This is a genomic window from Alcanivorax sp. (assembly GCF_019431375.1).
GTDB classification, from domain to species: domain Bacteria; phylum Pseudomonadota; class Gammaproteobacteria; order Pseudomonadales; family Alcanivoracaceae; genus Alcanivorax; species Alcanivorax jadensis_A.
Genome location: NZ_CP080267.1, coordinates 21999 through 35739 on the forward strand (window position 1 = coordinate 21999; position 13741 = coordinate 35739).

At 58.5% G+C, this 13741-nt stretch carries 9 protein-coding genes; all 9 read left to right on the forward strand.

The window, feature by feature from the left end:
• The first annotated feature begins 778 nt into the window (after window positions 1-778).
• Entirely contained in the window at window positions 779-1339 is a 561-nt protein-coding gene (locus KZ772_RS00095; protein ID WP_290537896.1) for an HNH endonuclease, read from the forward strand.
• 159 nt (window positions 1340-1498) lie between these two features.
• Entirely contained in the window at window positions 1499-4234 is a 2736-nt protein-coding gene (locus KZ772_RS00100; protein ID WP_290537897.1) for an endo alpha-1,4 polygalactosaminidase, read from the forward strand.
• Window positions 4197-5072 carry a hypothetical protein gene (locus tag KZ772_RS00105; RefSeq protein WP_290509383.1) on the forward strand — a complete coding sequence of 292 codons (876 nt, stop codon included), beginning with the start codon at window positions 4197-4199 and terminating at the stop codon, window positions 5070-5072. Before KZ772_RS00100 ends, KZ772_RS00105 begins: the two co-directional genes overlap by 38 nt.
• On the forward strand, window positions 5069-7837 hold the full coding sequence (locus KZ772_RS00110) for a tetratricopeptide repeat protein (protein ID WP_290537899.1): 2769 nt from the start codon (window positions 5069-5071) through the stop codon (window positions 7835-7837). Before KZ772_RS00105 ends, KZ772_RS00110 begins: the two co-directional genes overlap by 4 nt.
• Before the next feature lie 9 nt (window positions 7838-7846).
• Window positions 7847-8359, forward strand: coding sequence for a hypothetical protein (locus tag KZ772_RS00115; RefSeq protein WP_290537900.1), 513 nt, complete (start codon window positions 7847-7849; stop codon window positions 8357-8359).
• Window positions 8359-9693, forward strand: coding sequence for a PelD GGDEF domain-containing protein (locus KZ772_RS00120; protein ID WP_290537901.1), 1335 nt, complete (start codon window positions 8359-8361; stop codon window positions 9691-9693). The genes KZ772_RS00115 and KZ772_RS00120 overlap by 1 nt, the downstream gene beginning before the upstream one ends.
• Window positions 9686-10696, forward strand: a complete 1011-nt coding sequence (locus tag KZ772_RS00125; protein ID WP_290537902.1) for a hypothetical protein — start codon at window positions 9686-9688, stop codon at window positions 10694-10696. Before KZ772_RS00120 ends, KZ772_RS00125 begins: the two co-directional genes overlap by 8 nt.
• A complete protein-coding gene (pelF, locus tag KZ772_RS00130) occupies window positions 10674-12194 on the forward strand; it encodes a GT4 family glycosyltransferase PelF (RefSeq protein WP_290537903.1) in 1521 nt (506 codons plus the stop codon). Before KZ772_RS00125 ends, pelF begins: the two co-directional genes overlap by 23 nt.
• Entirely contained in the window at window positions 12194-13564 is a 1371-nt protein-coding gene (gene pelG / locus KZ772_RS00135) for an exopolysaccharide Pel transporter PelG (protein ID WP_290537904.1), read from the forward strand. The genes pelF and pelG overlap by 1 nt, the downstream gene beginning before the upstream one ends.
• Window positions 13565-13741: the final 177 nt, after the last annotated feature.

The following is a 13741-nucleotide window of genomic DNA, read 5'->3' on the forward strand; positions in this document are numbered from 1 at the left end:
TGAAGAGCTGGCCGATGCCGATTTTGAGGCCAGCCAGGTGGAGCAAAAAAAATGCGGGCGTTCCCATTGCTGTATGCTGTTACTTCCGGCAGGACCCTGTGGGTCCCAACGCGGTGGCTTTCGGGTTTATGGCGGCCTACACCTTTGCTCACCGCCGATACAACTTCAGCATGAGTGCGCCAGCGGGTTTGTTTTGGCAACTTCGCCCTAAATCCTGACGGAGTTGTCGTCACCATTGCATAACCCTTCTGCGCAGCCCTGGCTGAGCTTCGTGCGCCGGGAGCACACTTATACGCCGGTGGGCGACTGTCCTGGGGCGGCTATGCCTTCCAGCTTCCTTCATGATCCGTTCGATATTACCCTGAGAGAAAGGTGAAGGCTGACTGCTGGGTGGTCAATCCGCCTTCACCTTTATTCGTGAGGCACTGCAGTTGCCTGCCATGCCGATTCCGGATGTGACGACGGAAAATGGTCGCTTGCTCTTCAGCACATGGATGGAGATGGTTTTTCCAGCCCGGCCGATCGGTGTCTGTGATCAGGCGATCGTGGTCGTTTGATCAGAGATAACCGGGCAAAGGCACCACGATGTGTGGACCCTATCCAAGAGGCAATAAAGGTTTTCCTTCCAGACTCAGTCTGTTGGCCTCTCTGTCTTCTTTTCCCGCTGTCGCAGAATCGTCACTGGTTTACGAGATCCTGTTCCGGGCTTCGATATGGCAATGTCGAGCCGGATCTGGGGGGGCGCCATAAGGGCGCTGCAATGACCGCGAGGTAGCCCATGAGTGAACGCATCCTGCGTCTGGACAAGACTGGTACTCCTGTCGAATGGCTGGACTGGCAGATGGCAGCCACCCTCTATGCCCGAGGGCTGGTGACCTGGACGCTGGGGGATGTAATCTATCGCTTGCGCGGGGGGACCTGTCGCCTGTCTGGGGAGCGCTCAGCTCTGTCTTTGCACTCCATCATCGCCTGCGATGGCGTGGCCTACCCCCACAAACGCCCGGCACCGCCGTTGACTAACCGGGCCCTGTTCCGGCGAGACCAACATCTTTGTCTCTACTGTGGCAAACCTTTCCCGGAACACGTCCTGACCCGTGACCATATTGTCCCCACCTCGAAAGGGGGCCGGGATCGCTGGTCCAATGTGGTATCTGCCTGCCGGCGTTGTAACCAGCGCAAGGGCAGCCGCTGCCTGGAGGAAATCGACATGGATTTATTGGCTCTGCCCTATGTGCCGAACATGGCTGAATACCTGGCCTTGATAAACAGCCATCGTATCCGCGGGGATCAGATGGCATTTTTGCGGAGCCAGTTTGGCAAGAATAGTCGGCTTTTGTGAGCTGTGCATTTTACATAAATACCCTTTTTGTCGTATTTGGGTTAATTCATGTATCCCTCATTATTCACGCCGCATTGAAAGGGTATATAAGAAGATTAGGTTTTATGTGAATTGGGGAATTCATTGATCCGCTGTTATTTGGCAATTCTGCTGGTTTTTTTGGGGTTTTCTGCATCGGCTCAGGCACCGTCCGGGCTGGCCGCGTCGTTTTATTACGGTCCCCTCATCCCCTGGCACACCCTCTCTATCTATGATTTTCCTGTTGTTGAGCCGGATCAAGCCAGTGGCGTGCCCGATGCGTTTCGCGCGCAGCGCTTCTATGCCTATGTCAGCCTGGGTGAAGTTCTGGCATCACGCCCGTATTTCAAAGACCTGAAACCAGAGTGGCTGCTGGGGGAAAACCCGGATTGGGGCTCCCAGATATTCGATCTGTCTTCGCCGGGGTTGCGAGATTTTCTCCTCAAGCAGGTCATTGAGCCGGTGTGGCAGCAGGGCTACCGTGGCTTTTTCTTCGATACCCTGGATAGCTACCAGCTAGTCGCAAAGACGCCTGAGCAGCGGGAGCAGCAGCGGCAAGGCTTGGCGGCCTTGATCAACCAGATCTCCCAGCGTTATCCCCAGGCACGCTTTATTTTCAATCGTGGCTTTGAACTGATGCCGCTGGTAGAGGCGCCGGTGGATGCCATCGCGGCGGAGTCACTTTACCAGCGCTGGGAGGCGGGCAAGCAGCGTTACGCACCGGTTCCCGAGGAAGACCGTCAGTGGTTGCTGGGTCAGTTTGCCACTATGCGTGACCAGTACCAGGTAGAGACCATTGCGATCGATTATGCGCCGCCCAACCAGCGCCAGCAGGCCCGGGAAATTGCCGGGAAAATTGCGGGTCACGGTGTGATTCCCTGGGTCACCAACCCGGAGCTGGATATGCTCGGGCTGGGCGTGCGCGAGGTGCTGCCCCGGCAAGTGTTGTTGGTTCATGGTGGCAGCAATGAGCGATTCTGGGAGCTTTCCGATGCGGTGCGTTATGGGCTGATGCCCCTGCAGTTTCAGGGGCTGGTTCCTGATATCCGTGCCATCAATTCCAGCATGCCCGCTGGCACCCTGCAGGGACGATACGCCGGTATTGTCGTGTGGCTGGAAGAGGAAGAGCTGGCCGATGCCGATTTTGAGGCCTGGCTGGTGGAGCAAAAAAATGCGGGCGTTCCCATTGCCATGCTGGGTTACCCGGCGGTGGACCCCGTGGGTCCCAACGCGCAGGCTTTCGGGTTTGAGGGGCGGCCTACACCCTTGTCACCGCCGACGGTTACCCTTCAGCATGAGGCCATGGGGTTTGAGCTGGCACTGCCCAAACTGATTGAGTTGTCGTCACCATTGCATAACCCTTCTGCGCAGCCCTGGCTGGAGCTTCGTGCCGGGGAGCACACTTATACGCCGGTGGCGACCTCGTCCTGGGGCGGCTATGCCTTCCAGCCCTTCATGATCCGTTCGATATTACCCGGAGAGAAAGGTGAAGGGCTGGATCGCTGGGTGGTCAATCCGCTCACCTTTATTCGTGAGGCACTGCAGTTGCCTGCCATGCCGATTCCGGATGTGACGACGGAAAATGGTCGGCGCTTGCTCTTCGCGCACATGGATGGAGATGGTTTTCCCAGCCTGGCCGAGGTGAAGGGTTATCAGGGGCAAACCGATGCCCGGGTATTGCTGGAGGAAGTGCTCAAACGTTTTGAGGTGCCCACCACCATCTCGGTGATCGAGGGTGAAGTGGCACCCCACGGCCTCTACCCGAAGATGTCCGCCGAGCTGGAGCAGATCGCTCGGGAAATGTTCGCCTTGCCCCACGTGGAAGCGGCTACCCACACCTATTCGCATCCTTTTTTCTGGTACGACGCCCAGCAAATGCCAGGGGAGCTGTATGGCCCCGAAGGGCAATTGCGCCTGCCTATCCCCGATTACCAGATGGACCCGATGCGTGAAGTGGTCGGTTCGGCACAGTACATCAACAACAACCTGCTGGCCGACGGCAAGCGTACCAAAATGGTGCTGTGGAGTGGCGATACCCTTCCCACTCCTGAAGCCCTTGCTGCGGCACGGCGGGGCAACCTGCTGAACATGAACGGTAGCGATACCATCATCACCCACAGTGCGCCCACCTGGACCCTGATCAAGGGAATCGGTTTGCCCAAGGGGGACGAATATCAGGTTTATGCGCCCAACCAGAACGAAAGCATTTATACCAATGAGTGGAGTGGCCCTTTCTACGGTTTTGAGCGTGTGCTCGAGACTTTCGAACTGACAGAAAGCCCCCATCGCTTCAAGCCGGTGAACATCTATTACCACACCTACATCGCCAGCAAGACGGCAGCTCTGGAATCCTTGCTAAGGGTCTATCGGTGGGCGCAGTCGCAACCGCTTCATCCGGTGTTTGCGTCTGACTATGCCCGCAAGGTGCTGGACTTCAACACCATGGTGATCGCCCGGGATAATGATGGTTGGTGGGTAAAAGGCAATGGCGAACTGCGCACCCTGCGATTACCTGAGGCGCTGCCGCTACCGGCCCTGACCAATAATACTCATGGGGTCGCCGGCTACCGGGAAGACGGTCCCGGCCGCTACCTGCATTTGTCCGGCGCTGCCGCTCACTGGCAGCCCGGTTCGGACTCGTTGCCTTACCTGCAACAGGCCAATGGCCGCCTGACCACATTTGCTCGCAATGAAGACGGCATGCAATTTTCTCTGATCGGGCACAGCACACTGGAATTTGCCATCGGCAATGCCGATGGTTGCTCGCTCAACCATAACGATGAACCACTGAAACCAGTGCGTCGGGACGGAACCCTCTATCACTACAGGAGTGCGAAGCATGAGCTCGAAGAGCTACGGCTACACTGTTCGCACTGAGCGATTACGGGTTCTCGGCCCCACAGAGTTGTTCGCTTGTCTGTTGCTGATCCTGGTGGTCTGTTGGCTGGCATTTCCGCGGGATCTGGCCGTCACGTTGCGCAATGCACGCTTGGATGCGGTGACCTTGAGTTATATGCAGGCCTGGCTGAAAGCCAAGCCGGATGACCATGACCTGCGTTTGTTGATGGCCCGGGAACTGATTGTTCTGGGGCGATTTGACGAAGCTGATGTGCAACTGGACCGGGTAGAAGCCGCAGATGCGGGTTACCAGTCGCAGGTTCGCTGGCTCAGATTGCAGTGGGATTTCAAGCGGCTGATGGCCATGGAGCCGGAGCTGCGGGGAGCCTCCCGATTGCAGGCCGAGACCCTGGCAAGTGTGCGCAGCCAGGACTGGTCGACGTTGACCGCTGACCAGCGCCGGGAACTGGCGGAAATGGCGCTGGTGCTGGGTGAGGTGCAACAAACCGTGCGCTATTACCGGCTGCTTGCCACTGAGGCCGAGCGGCCCAGCGATTGGTATGAAAAAGCCGGACGGGTTCTGTTAGGGCAGGGTAACTACCTGTCGTCGGGGCTTGCTTATGGGGAAGCCATGGAGGCGTCTGCTGACGCTACCGTTCGCAAACAGTATTTCCTTGAGGCGCTGGCGGCCCTGGAAGCCGGTAGTCTGCATGACGTGGCCTTGCGCTTTGCGTCCCGCTACGAACACCTTTATTACCAGGACAAGGCTGTGTTGTACCGCCTTATGCGCCTGGCCCAGGCCGGCGGCAACCTGGCTCAGGCCCAGCGCTATGCAGTGCGGTTGTTGCGTCTCAATGGCCGTGGGGAGCAGCGATGAAGCGGCTGCTGCTGACTCTGGTATTGCCCTTGCCGTTCCTGTCTGGCGTTGTTCTGGCCCAGGCGCCGGAGCCCTATGTGGAGAGCTACTACGACCATAGCTATGAGGTTTTTGTGGCGGCGGGTAATCTGGGACGGGCTCGTCAAGTGGTGGACAATGCTCTCTACTGGCGCCCCGAAGATATTCGCTGGTTGCTGAGGCTGGCGCAGATCGCCGACTGGCAGGGGGATAGCAGTACTGCCCTGAAAGCCTGGTGGAAAGTAGCGGAAAACACTGACGATCCGCAGGCCTGGCAGCAGGTTCGGCAGCGGGCGCCGCTGGCCTACGATCACCAACTGACGTTGCGGGTTTACAAGGAATTGCTGGAAGTGTCTCCCCGTGACCGTGATTTGCTGGCTACCATCGCCAGGCAATATGAGTTGCTCGGCACACCGGATGAAGGCCTGGTGTTCCTGGCTGACTGGCATCGGCGCTATCCGGGTCAGGCTGTGCTGTGGGAAATGCAGCGTCTGGCCTGGAATCAAAGCGATAGAAAGCAAGCCGCTCGCTATTCACGGCAGTACATGAATCGCTATGGCCCCGAGCGGGATATGGCACTGCAAGTCTCCCGCTACCATTGGCTTGAGGGGCAGCGTGAGACGGCTTATGCCGATTTGCGCAGTGATGCCGAAAGCCTCCCCTATGATCCTGACCTGACACGCCGTTTGGCGATTATGGCCACTGAGCTGGGACAGTGGCAGCCGGCCATGAGTCATTACCAGACATTGCTGGAGCAGGGTGACGAGACCCTGCCGGATCTGTATCAGTACATTACCCTGGCCCGTTATTACGATCGCGACAGAGTCGTGGCGCTGATGGAGCGGGCCTGGCAGCGCAATGGGGATCAGGCTTTTGCCATGGGTGCCCTCTATCAGATGCAGGATGCCGGTCGCTGGCAGGCCATCGATGATTTTCTGCACCAGCTTAGTGACGCCCAGCGCCAGCAACTACAGCAGGACCCGGGTTTTCTGCGTTTTTACGCCAATCTGCTGTTACGCAAGGGCGAGATGGAAAGTGCCGCGCAATGGTTGCAGCGGGCGCTGGAACTGGCTCCCGGGGATCGGGAAACCCGCATCGCCTGGTTATGGCTGCAGGTCGCCAGTGGTGATGATACTCAGCTGGCACAGACCCTTGCCGCCTGGGAGGCCGATACCCGCCTGGACCGGCGCTACTGGGAAGTGCTGGCCGCCGCCCATATGGCGCTGGGTCATGCCGAGCAGGCGGTCCGTTACGAGAGCCGTCTGCTGCAAACCGCCCCCGACGACTGGGAGCGTCAATGGCAGTATGCCCAGGCATTGATTGCCGCAGGCCGTGATGGCCAGGCCTGGCCAGTGCTGCGTCATCTGTACCAGCGCTTGCCGTTTTCGGTCAGTGACGACAAGCAGAACCTGTATCGCGATATGCGCCTGGCGCTCAGCCAGCGCTTTGACGGCGGCGATAGTTCCCTGCAACTGGCGCAACAGATTCGCCAGCAGCAGGGTGGCGACGAAGCCCGCGCGGAATGGCTGGCCCAGTGGGCGCTGGGACACAGCGAGCCGGAACTGGCCCGGGCCTGGTACCTGCGCAAGCAGCAGGCTGCCGGTGCCCTGCATGCCGGGTCGGCGCTGGCCTATGCCATGCTCAATAACGACCGTGATGCCGTGGCGCAGATTCGTGAGCGTTATGCCGGCCAATTGACGTTGTCCGAGCAACTGGGGAGCCAGGTGGAACTGGGTGAGGAACGGCGCGCCACCGCGACGCTAATGGCCATGCAGGCCGGCTCCCCGGAACTGGCCGGCGCCAACAATCAGCAGGAATCGTTGCTGTTACCCAGCGCCCGCTCCAGTGCGATGGCGGTGGGGCAACGTCGCCTGGGTGCCCTGCAGATGACCGACTGGGCTTTCACCCAGACCCAACCATTCAGTGACTACAGCACCTTGTCTGCGCGCTACCGGCAACGGCAATTCGGCAGTAACGATCGCGCCCAGCTTGATGTGGATGAAGCGGAACAGTGGCTGACCCTGGAGTGGCAATATCAGCGTGAACGCTATCGTCACCGTTTTTCACTGGGCCAGCGCCAATTGTTGGATAACAGCGAAACCACCGCGGATTTGGAAGTGGCGGGCAACTGGCACTCTGACTGGTCTGCCAGCTGGCGTTACCAGTGGCGGATGCCGGCGGATGAGACCTCCCTGTTATTGTTGGGTGGCTCGCGGACCGGTAGCCAGTTTCAGCTCAACTGGTCGCCCCAGTCCACCTGGCAGAGCAGTGTGGACTGGGCGAATTATCAGTACCGGGATCTTAACGACCAGACCCTGGGAGATGGCAGTATCATCAATCTGCAAACCACCTGGCGTCCCTGGTTGTCCCGTTTTTCGCCCGGCCTGCACCTGCGCCATACCCGCGCCGATTTTGCCGAAGCCGGGGACAGCATGGCTGAGGTTCGCGCCTTGCTGCCAGTGGGCGCGGACACGGCGCCCTTGCCCGAGGATTACAGTGAATCCGGGGCGTCCCTGCTGCTGGGTATGCCGGACGTGCATATCCGCCCGCATCGCCTGCAGGGCTGGGGAGAAGTGGGTTACGTGAATAACAGCCTGTCCGGTGACGGTTTCGTCGGCCGGTTGGGGCTGGCCGGGCCGCTGATCGGTCGGGATGCCTGGCAGCTGTCACTGGAGCGGCAACTGAATACCGGGGGTAACGATGAAGATAGCTACCGGGCCGAACTGCAATACAGGATTTACTATTAGGAGCATGAGATGAGACAGGTTGTTGCTTTGTTGCTGGCCCTGATGCTGGCCAGTTGCACCCATGTACGCAGTAGCCAGGGAGTGTCCCTGGACGCGGAAGGTACCTGGCTGGTGTTACCGCTGGTAAATCGTACCGCCACTCCCCAGGCCGGGCTGCGGGCAGCGGCCATCGTGGAATCCGTGCTTTACCGACAAGGTGTTACCGCGGTGGAAAGTTATCCGGAAACCGGTAATGACGGCTTGTTGTTCGAGGCATCCTCCTCCGCTAACCGGGAAAAAATGGATCGCTGGGTGCAGTCCCAATCGGCGCAATATGTGGTCAGTGGTGTGGTGCATGAGTGGCGCTACAAGACCGGTGTGGACGGTGAGCCGGCAGTAGGTGTGATGCTGGAAATCCGTGAACTTCCCTCCGGTAATATCGTTTACAGCGGGACAGGAGCCCGTGCTGGCTGGGCAAGATCGTCGCTCAGCCAGACCGGGCAGAAAGTCATCGACAAGCTGCTGGCTCCGGTCATTCGCTGATGCGAAAGTGGCTGGCTAACACCGTCATCCCCGCCCTGGTGGCACCGCCGGCAAGACCCTTTTGGGTGGTGTTTGAGGCGGTGCTGTTGACCCTGGTGGCTGTGGCCATGGGGCTGTGGTTGCGTTCCGAGGATCCCCTGGCGCTGGATGCCAACTTCCGTTGGGGCCTGTTCGTCCCCATTCTGGTGTCGCTGCGTTACGGTAGCCTTGCCGGTGTGTTTGGCATGCTGTGTCTGCTGGCCAGCTGGCTTGTGCTCCGCAATATGGACTTTTATGCGGACTGGGATTTCCCTGAAGGCACCATGCTGGGCGGATTTATTCTTAGCCTGGTCTGCGGTGAATTCGCTGACCTGTGGCGGGTGCGCCTGCAGCGGGCGGAAAGCGCCGCCAGTTATGCTCTGGAACGTCTGCAAAACCTGACCCAGCGCCATGTGCTGTTACGCCTTTCCCATGATCGCCTGGAAGAAAATTTGCTAGTCAGGCCCTACACCGTGCGCGATGCCCTGTTCCGTCTGCGCGATCTGACTCTGGATGAAAGCGACAGCAAAATCCTGCCGGCGGCGGATGATCTGATCAATTTGCTGGCTGAGTACTGTCAATTACAGCGCGCCGCCCTGTACCCGGTATTGGACGGCAAGGTCAGCGACCAGGCAGCCGCCCAGCTGGGGGAGAACAAACCACTGGATCAGCACGATGCACTGCTTGGCCATGCTCTGGACATCGGCATGCTCGCCCACGTGCAGCAGAATACCCAGGATGATGCCTATGTGGGCCGCTATCTGGTGGCCGCACCGGTGACCAACAGTGCCGGGGAAATGATCGGAGTGCTGGTGGTGGAGCGGTTGCCGTTCCTGTCCATGAATTACGAAAACCTGCAGTTGTTGTCCGTGCTGTTGAATTTCTATGCGGACGTGGCGCACTACGGGGAAGAGGTGGACAGCCTGCTGGATACCTGGCCTAACCTGCCCACCCGTTTTGCCAGTGAATTGACGGCGCTTTCCCGATTGCGTGGTGAAGCGCGGGTGGATACCGCCCTGACCCTGTTTGTTGCCGACGACAGCGAACAGGCTGCGCAGATTCTGGAAGCGCTGGCGCGGGGCCTGCGCAGTCTGGATCTGGCCTGGTGGGTTCATGATAACGTGCTGATGATCATGATGCCGATGACGGGTGAGTCCAGTCTGGAAGGTTTTGTACTGCGCACGGAGAAATGGCTGCAGGAGGATTATGCCTTCTTCAGCCTCCGCCAGGCCGGGGTGAAGTACTACCATCGGTTACTGGATGAGCGCGATCCTGGCGATCAGATTCACGAACTGCTGGGGGTGGCGGGTGTCTAGCTGGAAGCTACTTATCTATGCCATCAGTGCCGAACTGGGCTCCTTGCTGCTGCTGCTCAGCCAGAACAGCTCGTTATCCTATTTTTTGCTTTATCTGGTTTCTCACGGCTTGGCGTCGGCCTTGTTATCCGCTGTGGCGTGGACCTTCCTTCCCGCCCGTTTCCGGGAACCTAAAGTGTTCTCGTTGGCGTTGATTTTTTCCTTTGCTTTTTTTATTCCGGCGATCGGTCTGCTGACCATCGTCGGAGGGATTGCCCTCGGGGTAATGCTGCCCGCGTTGTTCATGCCGCTGCCGTTTTCGCAGGTGGCCAAGCCCTATTTTACGCCGGTGAACAATCAGCAAAGCGCCGGTTTTCGGCAGATTGACCTGAAAACGCTGCTCACCAGTGAGACGGCGCCCAACGCGTTGCGGATTCAGGGGATGCTGGTACTCAAGGATATGCCCGGGCGCATTACCGGCCGACTGTTGCGCGATTCGCTGGGGGATTCCTATGAGGATTTACGACTGCTTGCCTACGGCATTCTCGATCAGAAGGAAAAAGAAATCACCCGCGATATTGACCGTGTCCTGCAGTTGCTGGAGCGGGCCAGGGAATCCCGTCGTTACCGGCTTGCCCGGCGTCTGGCGGAGCTGTATTGGGAGCTGAGTTATCAGGATCTGGTTCGCGGCGACATCATGACCCTGACCCTGGAACGGGCGAGCTTCTATGCCGATATGGGGCTGATGGAATCCCCTGAAGATGCCGGGCTATGGTTGTTACGTGGGCGTATCAAGATGAGTCAGGGCAATCTGGGCGAGGCTCAGGAGTCCCTGGTATTTGCCCGTAGGCTAGGGTTATCGCCGGGCCAGGTGAATCCCTGGCTGGCAGAAATCGCTTTGCAACGTCGACAATTGCCCATGGTGCGTTTGCTGATGGAACAGATTCCGGAGGGCAATCAGTTTACGGCCCTGAATAAATCCGTGGAGTACTGGAGGGGCTATGGCGCTGCCCAGAGCGGATAAAGCGGACATCTGTCTGCTGCTGGAGGGAACCTTCCCCTATGTCAGTGGTGGGGTGTCGAGCTGGGTAAACCAGATCATTCGCGGTTTTCCTGAATACACCTTTGCCTGTTGTTTCATTGGCAGTCGGCCGGAAGACTATGGCGAGATGAAGTACACCCTGCCGGACAATGTGGTGCATCTGGAAGTGCATTATTTGCATGATTTCCAGCGCGGTGCGCAGAAAAAGCCGAAAAAAGGAGACCGCGAGGCTTACCACAAGCTGCGCCGTTTCCACGAGCTGATGCGCTCCGGGCAGCATTCCCGGGAGAGACAGGAACTGCTTGGCGAGACCCTTGATGGCTTGGGGGATGGCTGCTGTTATTCCGAGGACTCCTTCCTGCACAGCCGCGCGAGCTGGGATTTCATCTCCGATGCCTACCGGCAGTACAGCCGGGATCCGTCCTTTGTGGATTATTTCTGGACCGTTCGTATCATGCATGCGCCGTTATGGGTGCTCAATGATATTGCCTCGAATCTCATTCCGGCGCGCATGTATCACACCATCTCCACCGGTTATGCCGGTTTTCTGGGGTCCATGCTGAAACGGCGCACTGGCAAGCCATTGCTGCTTTCCGAGCACGGCATCTACACCAAGGAGCGCAAGATCGATCTGTTCCAGAGCGAATGGATCAGCGATAACCGCGGGCTGGTGGAAAAGAACAATGCAGAAATGGCCTACTTTCGCGAAAAGTGGGTGAACTTTTTTACCGAGCTGGGTCGCGAGTGTTACCAGTCATCGAACCGCATAGTGGCCCTGTATGAACGCAACCGGCAAAGGCAGGTGGAAGATGGTGCTCCCGCTGAGCGTACCCTCAATATTCCCAATGGTATCGACTTGCCACGCATGGAGAAGGTCCGCGCCGCCCGGGGTGCCGAGATCCCACAGACCGCCTGCCTGATCGGCCGCGTAGTGCCTATCAAGGACGTGAAAACCTTCCTGCGCGCCATGCGTACTCTGGTCAACGAGATTCCGGACGCGAAAGGCTGGATTGCCGGCCCCGAAGATGAAGACAAGGAATATGCGGCGGAGTGTCGCTCGTTGGTGGCCAGCCTGGGCCTGGAAAAAAATGTGGAGTTTCTCGGTTTTCAGAAGATCGATGAGCTGCTGCCAAAAGTGGGCGTGATCGTGCTCAGCTCCATCAGTGAAGCCCTGCCGCTGGTGTTGCTGGAAGGCTTCGCCGCTGGCGTGCCGGCGGTATCCACGGATGTGGGTTCCTGTCGGCAGTTGATCGAAGGACTGGATGAAGAGGACCGGGCGTTTGGCAAGGCTGGTTCCGTGGTAGGTATTGCTGACCCGGAAGCGTTAGGCAAGGCGGTGGCGCATCTGCTCAGTGACACGCAGGCCTGGCACGAGGCCCAGCAGGCTGGCATTCGCCGGGTGGAAACCCTGTACACCCAGCAGCAAATGTTCGGCTCTTACCGTGAGCTTTATCAGGGCCTGCTGGAAGGGGACAGCTGATGGCGGGTATCGGGTTCGAACTGCGAAAACTGCTGCGCAAGGATACCCTGCTGGGCCTGATCCGCGCCTATGCCTATGCCGGTGTGATCAGCTCCGGGCCCTGGGTGCTGTCGATTATCGGCATTCTGATCATCGGTATTTTCAGCCTGGGGGCGGTGGTGCCGGATATTGCCGTGTCCCAGTTCCAGGTCACGGTGACTTACCTGATCGCCATCAGTCTGGTGCTCACCGGCACCGTGCAACTGGCGTTCACCCGCTTCTGTGCAGACCGTGCCTTCGAGCAGCGCGAGGATCTGATCCTGCCCAACTATGGTGGTGTCACTCTGTTGGTCACGGTGATTTCCGGCGTGCTGTCGTTGTTGGTGGCTCTGTTCTTGTTCCCGGAACAGAGCATTCTGTTCCGGGTGCTGATGGCGGCCAGCTTTGTGGTGCTGTGCAATATCTGGATCGCTACCGTTTTCCTGTCCGGCATGAAACAGTACAAGGCGATACTGGTGCTGTATGCCCTGGGTTACGGGATAACCGTGGTGGGGGCCTTGCTGCTGCGTTTTCTCGATCTGGAAGGGCTGTTACTCGGCTTTCTTCTGGGGCAGGTGACTTTGCTGGCGGGCATGCTGGTATTGATCGTGCGCGGTTATCCGGCGCGCAGTATGGTGTCCTTCGAGATGTTCGGTCCTCGCTATCTGTACCCCAGCCTGATGCTGGTGGGGCTGTTCTATAACGCCGGGGTGTGGGCGGACAAGGCCATGTTCTGGTTTTACAGCGGCACCGGCAGCGATGTGATCGGCCCGCTGCGCGCCTCGCTGATCTATGACATCCCGGTGTTCCTGTCCTATCTGTCACTGATTCCCGGTATGGCGGTGTTTCTGGTGCGCATGGAAACCGACTTCGTGGAGTACTACAGCAATTTCTATGATGCGGTGCGTGAAGGGGGCTCGCTGTCCTATATTGAGGACATGCGCAACCAGATGGTGTTCGTGATCCGCCAGGGGATTTTCCAGATCCTCAAGATCCAGGCCATCTCGGCCCTGGTGATCATGGTGCTCGGTGCCAAGATCTTCGCGGCCCTGGGCATCACCGACCTCTACCTGCCACTGCTCAAGGTGCAACTGGTGGCCACCGCCCTGCAGGTGGTGTTTCTGGCCATCATCAACGTATTCTGCTATCTGGACCAACGGCGCATGCTGGTGTTGCTCACTGGTTTGTTTTTCGTGCTCAACGTGATCTTTACCGGCATCAGCCTGTACCTGGGCCCGCAGTTCTTCGGCTTCGGTTTTCTGCTGTCGCTGGCGGTGTGTGCGATGCTGGGGTTGTGGCTGGTGAACCGGAAGATGGGCGAGTTGGAGTACAGCACATTTATGCTGCATTGAGCTACGAGCTACGAGCTACGAGCTACGAGCTACGAGCTACGAGCTACGAGCTACGAGCTACGAGCTACGAGCTACGAGCTACGAGCTACGAGCTACGAGCTACGAGCTACGAGCTACGAGCTACGAGCTACGAGCTACGAGCTACGAGCTACGAGCTACGCCCGTTGGATAGGAAAG